This window comes from Anaerocolumna sp. AGMB13020 (assembly GCF_033100115.1).
In the GTDB taxonomy this organism is placed as follows: domain Bacteria; phylum Bacillota; class Clostridia; order Lachnospirales; family Lachnospiraceae; genus Anaerocolumna.
In genome coordinates this window covers 4,781,878-4,793,990 of sequence record NZ_CP136910.1, presented here as the reverse complement: position 1 = coordinate 4,793,990, position 12,113 = coordinate 4,781,878, and the positions used below count along the sequence as shown (strand labels likewise).

General features: G+C 34.0%; 12 protein-coding genes. 1 reads left to right on the top strand and 11 read right to left on the bottom strand.

The genetic code is table 11. The features are described from left to right. Positions 1-13: 13 nt before the first annotated feature. From R2R35_RS20150 to R2R35_RS20110, 9 genes are all read right to left on the bottom strand, one after another. Complete coding sequence (locus tag R2R35_RS20150; RefSeq protein ID WP_317731617.1) at positions 14-592, bottom strand: hypothetical protein; 579 nt, start codon at positions 590-592, stop codon at positions 14-16. Positions 593-700: 108 nt separating this feature from the next. Beyond that, positions 701-1,354, bottom strand: a complete 654-nt coding sequence (locus R2R35_RS20145; RefSeq protein ID WP_317731616.1) for a zinc dependent phospholipase C family protein — start codon at positions 1,352-1,354, stop codon at positions 701-703. A gap of 58 nt (positions 1,355-1,412) precedes the next feature. Next, on the bottom strand, positions 1,413-1,997 hold the full coding sequence (rfbC, locus tag R2R35_RS20140) for a dTDP-4-dehydrorhamnose 3,5-epimerase (protein ID WP_317731615.1): 585 nt from the start codon (positions 1,995-1,997) through the stop codon (positions 1,413-1,415). Between the two features lie 213 nt (positions 1,998-2,210). Beyond that, a complete protein-coding gene (locus R2R35_RS20135) occupies positions 2,211-2,483 on the bottom strand; it encodes a CD3324 family protein (RefSeq protein WP_317731614.1) in 273 nt (90 codons plus the stop codon). Positions 2,484-2,783: 300 nt separating this feature from the next. Continuing rightward, a complete protein-coding gene (locus R2R35_RS20130) occupies positions 2,784-4,520 on the bottom strand; it encodes a methyl-accepting chemotaxis protein (RefSeq protein ID WP_317731613.1) in 1,737 nt (578 codons plus the stop codon). A gap of 387 nt (positions 4,521-4,907) precedes the next feature. Further along, positions 4,908-5,750: a hypothetical protein gene (locus R2R35_RS20125; protein WP_317731612.1), complete on the bottom strand. Its 843-nt coding sequence runs from the start codon at positions 5,748-5,750 to the stop codon at positions 4,908-4,910. Between the two features lie 91 nt (positions 5,751-5,841). Then, positions 5,842-7,068, bottom strand: coding sequence for a sensor histidine kinase (locus tag R2R35_RS20120; RefSeq protein WP_317731610.1), 1,227 nt, complete (start codon positions 7,066-7,068; stop codon positions 5,842-5,844). A gap of 178 nt (positions 7,069-7,246) precedes the next feature. Continuing rightward, entirely contained in the window at positions 7,247-7,894 is a 648-nt protein-coding gene (locus tag R2R35_RS20115) for a response regulator transcription factor (protein ID WP_317731609.1), read from the bottom strand. Between the two features lie 426 nt (positions 7,895-8,320). Continuing rightward, positions 8,321-9,331: an acyltransferase gene (locus R2R35_RS20110; protein WP_317731608.1), complete on the bottom strand. Its 1,011-nt coding sequence runs from the start codon at positions 9,329-9,331 to the stop codon at positions 8,321-8,323. A 158-nt stretch (positions 9,332-9,489) separates the two neighbouring features. On the opposite strand from R2R35_RS20110, the gene R2R35_RS24775 reads away from it, so the two are divergent. Next, the gene (locus tag R2R35_RS24775) at positions 9,490-9,606 is read left to right on the top strand and encodes a shikimate kinase (protein WP_442872256.1); all 117 of its coding nucleotides are present in this window, start codon (positions 9,490-9,492) and stop codon (positions 9,604-9,606) included. Positions 9,607-9,627: 21 nt separating this feature from the next. Here R2R35_RS24775 and R2R35_RS20105 read toward each other — a convergent pair whose 3' ends face one another. Both R2R35_RS20105 and R2R35_RS20100 read right to left on the bottom strand, forming a co-directional pair. After that, positions 9,628-10,596 (bottom strand): methyltransferase domain-containing protein, encoded by a 969-nt coding sequence (locus R2R35_RS20105; protein WP_317731607.1) that lies wholly within the window; start codon positions 10,594-10,596, stop codon positions 9,628-9,630. A gap of 414 nt (positions 10,597-11,010) precedes the next feature. Next, entirely contained in the window at positions 11,011-11,883 is an 873-nt protein-coding gene (locus tag R2R35_RS20100; RefSeq protein ID WP_317731606.1) for an AraC family transcriptional regulator, read from the bottom strand. Between the last annotated feature and the right edge of the window lie 230 nt (positions 11,884-12,113).

Sequence of the window (12,113 nt, the reverse complement as noted above, 5' to 3'; positions counted from 1 at the left end):
TACTGATTGATATTTATTTCCTAATATAATCATAATAAATCAGGTAGTGATCAATACCTGCGTCTAACCGGGAACTGATCATACCATTAAATATATCCTTCCAGGTTACAGCGTCATCATTTACAAGAACGTAATAGATGCATTTGGAATATAGAGCAGAGGTACTGTCTGGTACCTCTTCATATCTCATCAGGAATTTATACTCTTTTGATTGCTTCTGCCCATCCTCCGCTTCTTCAATCATGTATATTTTACCGTCATAACTTAAATCTTTCGTAAAAAGCCTAGGGTAATTATCCTTTACCGACTCATAATATTCCTCAGAGTATTGGGATGGTTCTCCCAGTGTATAGTAATAAGCCAGGCTCACAGACGCTGTTTCTCCCTTATCCGTTTTTTTTATAAAATCCTCCCATAACAATTGTCCAGAAGTAATTTTGCCATCTTCAAAAACAATAAAATCTCCTTTTTTCACACGATCAAGGCTATCGTTTTTTAGAATCTGGTCATCCGACTCCTCTAATTTGCCTTTCGAACAGGCTGCTAACATAAAGGAAAGAACCAAAAACAAAGCTGTAAGAGATTTTCTCATTCATACCACCTCCACTTCATCGCCTAGACACTAAGTTCAAATCCGGTAATCACAAAACAGCTCTCTACAATCTGGAAAGAATAGAAGTCTTCCATATTTCCCAGCTTTTTATCTACTCACAAAAAGTTCATGAGGGTCCAGGGAATCAATCCCTCTTCGATGCGCACTTATCTCCTCTATACACAAGTTCTTAGCCTGATTCAGAAACTCAGCTATGACTTCATAAGGATATAGCCTCAAATCTTCTTTGCGAACACCTGAGGAGGGTATCATATCATTTCTCAATTCCTCAAAGAAACTTTCACCAAAGGATATATTGATCTCTTCAATATCTATCTTCTCTATTACAGGTAAAGAATAATAGAGATCATATTCTTTTGTCAGCAATTTATTTAATGTTAAATAATCCTCATAGCTTTTCTTGTAGTAAATTTTTCTTTCCGGATTCGGATATATTCTGATGTATTTATCAGCAATTTGTGCAAACCATAATGCATCCATTATCAAATGAGAATAGTAACCCAGATACATGAAATCCGTTTCCATTTCATCCCTATATTTATTTCTGAAATTATGCCAGTTAATACCCTTTTTTCTTTTCTCCCTGTGTATTTCTCCAAAATGTGCTTTATTATAACTCCCATCCTCATGGGAAGATAAATCAGGTAATAAAGCACCGTATACAAACCTTTCTCTATTAATCTTTTTATCTGTTTTAGCAATTTCTTCTGCTATTAAGTAATGGATTAATCTGGATGCCATTCTGCCCTCTTTAGTTTCATATATTTTGTAATCCTTTGTTGTCATTGTCTAATCTATCCTATTTATCCAATTGCAGGCCTTTCGGTTTCAATACTATCCCCTTATGAAAAGCTGGGTGACTATTGTCTCTTTCAGAGGTTATTACCTTCAGCTCCGCGGTAATAGGCCATTCCACTCCTATTGCAGGATCATTCCAGGGGATGCCGCTTTCGTCCTCAGGATGATAATAATCCGTTAGCTTGTAAGCAAATTCAGCAGTTTCTGATAGTACCAGAAAGCCATGAGCGAATCCTTCCGGTATATAGAACATCTTATTCTTCTCTGCGGACAGGATAACGCCAAACCATTTACCATAAGTTTGAGAGCCTTCACGGATATCAACCACCACGTCAAATACTTCTCCATGCATAACCCTTACCAGTTTCCCCTGCTGATAGGTCTTTTGAAAATGCAATCCCCTGAGCACACCTTTTACGGACATTGACTGATTATCCTGCACAAAATCCATGGTAAGACCTGCTTCTGAGAAGTCTTTATAGTTATAGGTTTCCATCGAGTAACCTCTTTCATCAAGAAAAACTTTGGGCTCTACCATATAAAGACCTTCTATGTCTGAACATTTTTCGAATATGAACTCTCCCATGTATATACCTCCTGCGTAAATTACATTTTATCTATTTGTATTTACACAAGTATATCATAAAATAACTCAAATAAAAATCAATATTGTATAAAATATCCAGATGCATCTAAACTCTGCTTAGCTGAAAGAAGCTACGGAAAAAGTAGCTAGAAAAACATAAAAGAATCCGCTGCGTTAAAAACTGACCTTAACGCAGCGGACTTATTTTACCTTTTATCTTATTTTCATTTGATAAATAATTCTATAGATACTCTTTTCAGAAAGATAAAATCTTAAAGCCAGTTCTGAAACTTTTATGCCTTGCAGATACTGAAAAAAGATATCAGCATTTCTTTCTTTCAATTCCTGTCTGTAACTACTTTTCATTCCCCAATTCAGCTTATTGTCTTGCTTTGCCGGGATATAGATATTTCTGCCACTTACATACTTTTGGATTTCTGCCAGCAAATCTGCCGGTAATATTGCTTCTGCTTTTATATAACTCATCTTTTCTCCTTTCAATTTGAAATAAAAAAGAGAAAACTAAGCAGTCAGAATATTACGATGTATTTGGGTATAGTACTTAAAGGCAGACCCTTCTTAAATATTTTACCATGTCATATATCTCCTTCCATATAGAAGCATTGTAATATTTATTTTGGGCAGCGTCAACACACATATAAACGAAATTATTCGAAGGCTTCACAGTAAAATAATTAATATGTGTATTTAAAAGCTGTTTGTACCGGACTTGAATTCCTGTATTTCATCTATTTTCTTTATTTGTATAAATTATCGATATTAAGCTTATATATGTTTGAATTTAAGAACTGCCTGACTTAAATTATATACTGATTGTGCACTTTCATCCAGTGCTGCTCGTAACACTTCCGTCTCCTTTAATAGTACTTCACTGTTCTCTGCTACGGATTGCGTGTTCTTCGAACTTTCACCGATAATTTCTGTAACACCTTCAATGGTACTGACAATATAAGACACTGTTTGCTGAAGTTCTACTGCAGTCTGTCTGAATTCATTCATGATACCATGTATCGTTCTGGCGTCTGTATCGTAAAGCTCACCCGTCTCAACCATTCTGCCGTAATCTTCCATTACCTGGCTATCGACAAACTCCAGCATACGGTTCGAATCATCTGCCAGATGTTTTACGGATTCAATTACAGAAGCGCTTATCACTTGTATCTGATTAGCTGTTTCCTGAGATCTATGAGCCAGATGGCCAATTTCGTCTGCTACTACTGCAAAACCTTTCCCCTGCTCCCCTGCTCTTGCTGCTTCTATTGAAGCGTTTAAAGCAAGAAGATTCGTTTGGGAGGTGATATCTAAGATTGTATTTGTCAGTAGATTGATCTGTTCTACTTCTTTGGATTTCTCAATGGTTACTTTAAAGTTCTCTGAAATTTCCTGTAAGATATTACTGGTTGAGTTCTGTGCCTGTAAAGAGGATTCCTTTAACGAGGTTGCACGGGCACTGATTTCGCCTGCTAAAGTAACCCCTCTATCCGTCTTATCAGACATATTTACCAACAGGTTTCCAATATCTGCTGCAGAATTATTTACTGACTCAATATTAGCAGAGGTTTCCTCCATACCTGCCGACATCTCTTCCATGGAAGCAGAATTATCTGCTACACTGTCTATCACATGGTTCAGTCCTAATTCAAAACTTTTAAAGTTCGTGTCTATGGAGGCAGATACTTTGTTAATATCTGTAATGATACGCTGTAAGGTATCAATAAATCCATTCATCCCCTGGGCTAATTGACCAATCTCATCATCGTGTTTATAATAAACACGTTTTGTCAAGTCACCTTCTCCAGCTTCAATAGCTTTTGTAATCCCTAACAGCGATTGTTCTGTTCTTTTTAATGGATTCACTAAAATATTGCGGATAATAAACCAGGAAAAGATTAACATTACAATATAAACAGCTGCTATGGCTACGGTAAAGACATCCGAGAAACCTTTGGAGGCTTCCAGGCCTTTTATCTGCGCATTAACGGTATCTTTTAGATCAGAGCTTAAGTATCTCAGATCATTGAACATTACAGAAGTAATCGGTGACATATTGCTGTTAAAGATCTTATTGGCACCTTCGTTATCATTCTGATTGGAAAGTGCTAAGGCCTGTTCCATATAACCGTTATATTCTGTGAACTGACTGTTCAGTTCTGTCATTTTATCAATATACTCTGTATTTTTATAGCGGGCTGAGATATCTTCCAGGGAGGTCTTGATCACATCACAGCTTGATTCGATATAGCCTGCAAATAATTCTTTGGTTTCTTTATCTTCGGCTGCGAATTGCTTCATCGCCAAACTGTCTACAGCCAGCATATACTGATAGGTATTATCAAAAGCCAATATATCTTCCATTGTACCAGTAATAATCTTGTTGGATTTCTGATAAGTACTGTTTTGATTGTACCAGTTTACTACCAAGGACAAAACTGAAATTGTGAAGATAAGTCCAATTGTGAGCAACACCTTAAAACCAACTTTTGCATTCTTATGCTTTTTCATTTGTTATTTCCCCCATCGCGTGTATATTTTAACATTACCTTATTATACCATTTTAGGGAATTCATGTAAACCAAATTTCGACATAAAAATACAACAAACTTATTTCCAAAGCTATATCAAAAATGAACAGAAGTACTTAAGGTGTCTTTAAACTGATATTTCCCGGTTTAACTTCATATCTTCCATTTCGTTCACCTCGAATTTATATTGTAGCTACAACTTTATTATAGAGTTACCGTATAAAAACTCAATAACTTATTCGTTTGATTATTCAAGTAAGAATCCAACTTCAAATTGGAAGCAGCGCGCAGACAAGAAGCATCTCGATCTGCCTGAGAGAAAAAGGGATGTATGATTAAGTTTATTTATACCTTTGGATTAAATTAGTTATGAGCAAATACGGAAATTCACAACTTCTTTTGTAACTTGGTCAATTTGAATATTAATAACACTTCCATTATCCAATTCACAATATAAGTCCATGATAAACATATTTGCTACATCCACATAATTGGTACCATAATTTCCCGGACAAATACCGTACTCTTTAACAACTTTTCCTTTATCAAGGTTATTAACAATATAAGCTTTTGCAATTTCAAAATAAGTATCTTGAACTTTTTCTAAATCTGATTTGGTATACATATCATAAATAATTCCCAGCTGTTTCAGTGTTTCTTCTGAAATATTGGAGATTTCCTTATCAATATCTTGATATAATTTTCCTATAGAATATATTTCTCCGGTAACCGAATTAATCTCAAAACTATACCCGGAAACAGAATCACAAATGATAAATCCCATATAGAATCGAGCACCTATAAAGCTATCGATTGATTGATTACTACTGTATTGATCTATTGTCATAATTACTTTATTACCAGTTAAAGAAACAGAATATATTTTTTCTATCTGTTTTAATACGATACCCAAGGCATCCTCCATATCCATATCCACAGCTTCTTTTTTAAGAGGAGAGTGCTCTTGATCAAATTCAATGTTAAAGCCAATTTCTGTGGATAAAGTTTTTTTATTAACTGCTTTAGTACTATCATCTGCGACTTCCGTATCACTAAAAGATTGCTGCATTTCTTCTGTCCATTCCATATTAGTCATATCAGCCTGAACTGTTTTACCTTGAGTCTTCGTCATCGCTCCATATGTTATGTATGCGCCTCCGATAATCATGCCCAACGATATTGCGATTGTAATAATATTATTTTTTTTCATGATGAATCCTCCCTTTCGTTTATAGCTTCGAAGTATTAATATCATAAATAATTTACATGATTAAAAATATAAAAAATTAATGAAATTGTTATCAATCGGTAAAAGATTTCCATAAATCGATTTTTACACACGTTCCTTTTCCTTGTTCTGATGTATAACTAATATCTCCATGGTGGGCTTCCACGATTTTTTTGCATAACGCCAGTCCTAATCCAGTTTCTCCATGTTCACGGCTTCTTGATTTATCCACCCGATAGAACGGTTCCATAATATGTAGCAAATCTTCCTGACAAATACCTTTTCCATTATCAATAACTTCAAAATGTATCATTCTTGCCTGCCCAGCTTTCAGTTGAACAATAATTTTACCTTTCTGTCTACAGGCAGATACAGCATTTGAAATCAGATTGGTTAATAAACTTTCTATTAATAGCCCATTGCCATATATTTTTTCTATATGATAATCCCATTTTAACGTTACCGATTTATCCTTTAATCTGGATTCTAGTATTTTATTAACAGTCTCTTTCAATGTATTAATTGAAATATCCCCATATTCAATCTGTTCTTTTCGATACATAGCCAGATCCAATAATGTATATGACATTTCCATCATACGTTTGCTTTCTTCCATGATAAAAGATAGGCATTCTTCCCGCTCTGAATCAGATACATTTGCTTTTTGGATATATTCTGCAAAACCATAGATGCTAGTTAAGGGACTTTTTAATTCATGTGCCAGATTATCAATAAACATTTGCTTTCGCTCTGCCTCAGCAGAGATACTTCTAACATCCTGCTGTATCTTTATTGCCATGTGATTGAAATTAATTCCAAGTTCTGATATTTCATCATTTCCCATAGGCTCCACTCTGCTCTCATAATTCCCTTCTCTCATCTCATTTACTGCCATAGACAATTTCTTTAATGGCTGCATAATACGATATAGAACTAAGCCTAAAAGAATAGCAAGTAATGCTGAAATTCCTATACTTAAAGAAATATAAATATGATTCAAACTATTCCATATTTCATTCAACTCCGTTAAAGGTCGTTCATACATAAAAGAATACGGATTAGTCATGCCTCTGAGTTTTGCTGTCACATAGATGACCTTAATGCTGTTTTCTGTTTTAATAACAATTTTTCCTTCTGTATCATTTTTTAAGGATTTATTCTGATACTTAGGAAATTTAGGATAAATGTAAGATTCATTCATCCACATTTGTAATGAAATATCTTGGTTCTTATAAACCTGTTCATATGAAACTAATAATGATTGCACTGCAATATCTGTACAACGCCCCTGTTCCTCCAAGGCCATCATACTTTTTTCAATATTGCTTTTTAATATTTCGAAATCCGCCTCAGCCCTGTTTTTTTCTGTTTCAATATTCTTCCGATATGTTATATTGAATACAAAATAAATACCCAGATTTACAAATATTAAAGTAACAATCAGTGTTATAAAATATATCTTGTTCCAAAGTTTCATACTAGCACTCCAATCGATAACCTAATTTAACTATCGTTTTTATATAGCTCTCCCATCCAAGTTTTTTGCGTAGTTTCTGAATATGAACATCCACTGTTTTTGTTTCCCCTTCATAATCATATCCCCATGCAATATCGAGTAATTTTTCTCTTGATAATGCAATATTTTTATTTATAATCAAAGTTTCAAGCAGGCTATATTCCCTTGGAGTAATATCCATTTCGCGCCCTCGAACATAGACACTTCGTTTATCAAGATAAACCATGGCATCTCCTAATTGGAATGTTTCTTCTGCCTTTTTATATCGTTTTAGAACAACCCCAACTCGTGCAATCAATTCGAGCATTTCAAAAGGTTTAACGAGATAATCCTCTGCTCCTAAAGATAACCCCTGTAATTTATCTTTTAATTCACCTTTTGCTGTAACAAAAATAACTGGTGTATCTTTAATTTCTGGAATTAACTCAAATCCAGAAGAATTCGGCAGCATAACATCAAGTAATATCAAGTCGTATTTATCTTTTCTGAAAATCTCTAACGCGTTTTTACCATCATACGCCTGATCACAGTCATAACCGACTAACTTCAAATTTCGCTTTATTAATTCATTAATATGTCTATCATCTTCAACAATTAATATTTTTGTCATCCCATTCACCTCTTAAGCAGATTATACCATTTTCATGTAATGAAACTGTAAAATTCTATAAATATTATTGAATTTCTACTAATTGCAAAATTGTAAATAGCTAGAAGTCATTCTGCTTGTACAGCTTTTGACATAGGCATTAACCTGGACAGATAGGATAGAGATGCACAAGGATGGAGGAAAAAGTCATATTTATTGCCGTCCTTTTCTCACAGCGGCTAACATTAGTGTATTTGCCACCTGTATACAATGTATAACAGGTGTTTTATTAAAAGATTGCCACACCAAAAAAATTGGAAAACCCCATAAATAAGGTTTCCCAATCAAATTAAGCATAGGACGGCTTCGAACTTTATCACCTGTGTACCCATAAATGTAAGGTGGAACGCACTCTGTCTACTAAGTGTGGGGTGTGCATTTCTTACTCTATGATTTTAACCCCAGGAAGGTAGTGTATAATCTTTGAAGATGTATCTTTTTGCTTATAATTAATCCCAATTGTAATAACCAATAAACAACTAATACCGATATCAAAGGTCTTATTAATCCCATTATAATACTTTCCGGTAAGACTTTATTAAATATAAACCCTTCTATCAAAAAATGAATTAAATAAATTGGCATTGTTACTTTTCCAATTTCCTGTATATATTTTACATCCTTAAGCAATTTTGATACCTGAAAGAGAATTACAAAGAAACTCATTTCAATCCAAATACTATAATTAGTCCAATATGTATTACCCTTTTCAATCAAAATCATACATACTAATAGAGAAATAATAAATATATTAATTATTATTTTATATTTAAAAGCCCATAATTTTTTATTTTCGAATAGATTTATTTTTCTCAGTAGTAATCCTAATGTAAAGAAACCGATCCAATTGAATATATTTAAATAAGTTAATAGATATATTAATTCAGCGTGAACATTGGTTGATTTTAATACCGAATATGGCCCGACATTACCAGCAACTAAATACACATTTATTAATGTACACAGGAGTAATATCACCTGAATTCCACTCTTTTGGGGTAGTATTTGAAATATACATAGCAATAGAATATATATTGTTAAGAAATACAGGTACGTACCAAATCCTAAAAGCCATAAGATTATTTCTTTCAGGCTAAAATATAAATCTGTTGACGTAAATCTTGTGCAATAAATTGCCATGCCCCAAATAATCCACGGAATAATTATAGTTTTAAGTTTTGCCTTCAACAGTTGCAATACATTCTCATATTTTTCTTTTCTAAAATAGTAACCTGATATAATAAAGAAAATTATGACACCACATCTTCCAAAAGAATTAAATACTTTTACCACAGTATCATTTGGAATCAGAGTGTATACAGAGTGGGCCATTACAACAGCTAAGATAGCAAAGAATCTTAGTACATAAAAAGTATTATTTACATCTTTTGCTTGCATCCTAGTTACCCCTTAATCTTGCTTTCGTTTAAGCTTATTATCAACCATCTGAAATAATTCCATAATCAATTTTTTTCCTATGAATTAATATACATAATGTATATAATTATCACATTTAACAGGGTTACAATACTACTAATACTTTAAGAGGTGACCTAGTGTCCAGAGGGATAATAATTTTCCGTGCATTGGGTACAGGAAAAACAACCGTTGGCGCAGAGTTGGCACAACCGTTAAATTTTCAACATTTTGATTTAGATGATTTTCATCTCTAATCCGCTATTTGAGTTGGCATTTTATTTCTTACGAGCCCTTATTATTACCGTATGATTGATTATTGAAGCTTTATGTTCAGAATAGTATTTATCCATAAAAGGTGCAGAATCTGAGTAGTCATCGGATTCTTCTATTATCCTTTCTATTTCAAAGCCTGAACCGATAAGCGCATTTATGTATGAAGAAAGCTTCCAGTTCCTGGTGGTAAAGGGTTCTCCAAACTTGGTCCACTGTCTCTCCTGTTCTTTAACATATGATTCAGTAATCAGGTACTCGCCGTCTTTCTCTTTTATGCACGGCAGCATTGGGTTGTCCCACGAAAAAATGAATCTGCCCTTTGGCTTAAGATATTTAGAGATAAGTCCAAATACTTTATACAAGTCCTGTGCCCAGCCAATGCCATATATAGAGTACACACAATCAAAGTGATGAAAAGGGATTCCAGGGTTAACCTCCATTGGAGACACGAAAAGAGTTGCTTTAACTTTGTTACTCTTTAAATTGTCTTTTGCCACTTCAATTTGTTTTTCCGAAATATCAAGACCATATAATTCTTTCGCACCCTTTCCTGCTAAATATAGTAATGACCTTCCATCTCCACATGCAATTTCAAGAACAGATTTATCCTCTATACCATCAAACAGGCATAATTTTTCTTCGGTGGGAGTATAAGAACCATACGCAGGGAGAATGGTTCCTGTCCATCCATTTTTCTGTGCAAGATTCCAGCCTTCGTTATTTTCACTAAGATTGTCTTTCATTGCCCCCGGAATAACATCGTCCGCACTTTCTATCACACCATGAAAAAGCGTGTCTATCGTAACATGAAAATAATCTGCAATAATAGGTATCATGCTTATATCTGGATAGGTATTATCATTTTCCCATTTACTTATTGTCTGACATGAAACATTAAGTTGTTCGGACAGTTCTTTCTGACTTACATTCTTCTGATTTCTAAGCTTCTTTATTGTTAAACCAATATTCATTTCGTACAACTCCTTCTCGTTTATTAAGTATAGTATAAATAAAAATCGCTTCATTACCAATACACTCTTAGGAGATGTAAGGTAACGTGTCTGTTGATTATCATACAACTATTCGTATAACCCTTATCTGGATATATTTTCATAAGGCTCGTCACATATTCAATTATAATAGAAACTCAACCAAGAATTCTATCTAATTGTTTGCATGAAAACTTTTTACTTGTTCAAATATATCGAAACTCATGCAATTAATCCACACTATAATATTTCTATATAAAGTACTATAGCGGTTAGCCTATGTTATATAGAAACAAAAGGATGCTGTACACATTATTTCAGAAACTAAAAAAACAGGAAAGCATAATTTTACTAGCTTTCCTGCCCTCTTTCATTAAGCCTGGTCGGGGAATATAGTTATTTTTTCTTGATTGGAATCCAAACTTCAAATGTATATTCTTCGCTTTGCGAATTTCCTGGCGGATAAATTTCTATAGATGTCTTCATTGACTGTTCATATCCACTTGACGGAAGCCATTCAGTGAAAATTTTCGTATAAAGCGCTCCAATACCACTTGGCATAGTACCATTTTCTTTGAACTTCGCCCATGTTCCAGCTGGTATTTCAAAATAGTCAAATCCTGGATATTCACCGCCTGCATCTTCAGCACCAATTGACATAACCAAGTCACCGTTTTCTAAATTATGAGCAAGACCGATTTGCCAAAGGGGCGCTCGATACAGATGATGTTTGCATGCTAGTATTTGGTCAGGGGATCCACCTAATTTTTCATCAGGTATGTCTATAAATTTTTCCCATGCATTCGTCCAAACATCCTTGGCTTGAACAACATTATACGAAACCCCCACGCACTTAATAGTACTTATTTCTTCGATTCGATAATCCATGTTGACAACTCCTTTAATTGAAATTTGAAAGTCGATACATGGATACATTCTGAGAGTAACACCTTTTGCATATGCTTCTTTTGGTGACACACCATGCATCTCGCGAAATGCACGAGCAAATGATTCTGGAGAGCTATAACCATATTTAAGAGCAATATCAATAACTTTGACATTTCCGTTTTGTAGTTCCAAGGCTGCTAGTGACAACCTCCTGTTACGTACATATTCTGCAAGTGATATACCAACTACGTATGAAAATATTCTTCCAAATTGATATACATCACAGCAAACTATTTTTGCTACATCGGTAAGATTAAAGTCATCAGTAACATGCTCTTCGATATAATTTATAACCTCTGTCATTCGATTCAAAAATTCCATATCATACCGTCCTTTCGTAATAAGGATATAATAACCCAAAAATAATAACCTTACATTTTTAGAACAAATCTGCAAGGTTATTGTTAATAGGTCTTTCTTGATATATTTGAATTTAAAAAATTAATTCGCAATTGTAAACAACTGAGACGAACATAATGGTATAAAGCTTAATAATAACTCTATCACTCTAGCATCAATCATTATATCACCCAATATTACACATGGCAACA

What these genes read in the sequence shown, in the direction of transcription:
- R2R35_RS20125 (WP_317731612.1), bottom strand. Translation starts at nt 5,750, where the DNA reads ATGAAAAAAAATAATATTATTACAATCGCAATATCGTTGGGCATGATT.
- R2R35_RS20145 (WP_317731616.1), bottom strand. Translation starts at nt 1,354, where the DNA reads ATGGCATCCAGATTAATCCATTACTTAATAGCAGAAGAAATTGCTAAA.
- R2R35_RS20105 (WP_317731607.1), bottom strand. Translation starts at nt 10,596, where the DNA reads ATGAATATTGGTTTAACAATAAAGAAGCTTAGAAATCAGAAGAATGTA.
- R2R35_RS20135 (WP_317731614.1), bottom strand. Translation starts at nt 2,483, where the DNA reads ATGAGTTATATAAAAGCAGAAGCAATATTACCGGCAGATTTGCTGGCA.
- R2R35_RS20130 (WP_317731613.1), bottom strand. Translation starts at nt 4,520, where the DNA reads ATGAAAAAGCATAAGAATGCAAAAGTTGGTTTTAAGGTGTTGCTCACA.
- R2R35_RS20150 (WP_317731617.1), bottom strand. Translation starts at nt 592, where the DNA reads ATGAGAAAATCTCTTACAGCTTTGTTTTTGGTTCTTTCCTTTATGTTA.
- R2R35_RS20115 (WP_317731609.1), bottom strand. Translation starts at nt 7,894, where the DNA reads ATGACAAAAATATTAATTGTTGAAGATGATAGACATATTAATGAATTA.
- R2R35_RS20110 (WP_317731608.1), bottom strand. Translation starts at nt 9,331, where the DNA reads ATGCAAGCAAAAGATGTAAATAATACTTTTTATGTACTAAGATTCTTT.
- rfbC (WP_317731615.1), bottom strand. Translation starts at nt 1,997, where the DNA reads ATGGGAGAGTTCATATTCGAAAAATGTTCAGACATAGAAGGTCTTTAT.
- R2R35_RS20100 (WP_317731606.1), bottom strand. Translation starts at nt 11,883, where the DNA reads ATGGAATTTTTGAATCGAATGACAGAGGTTATAAATTATATCGAAGAG.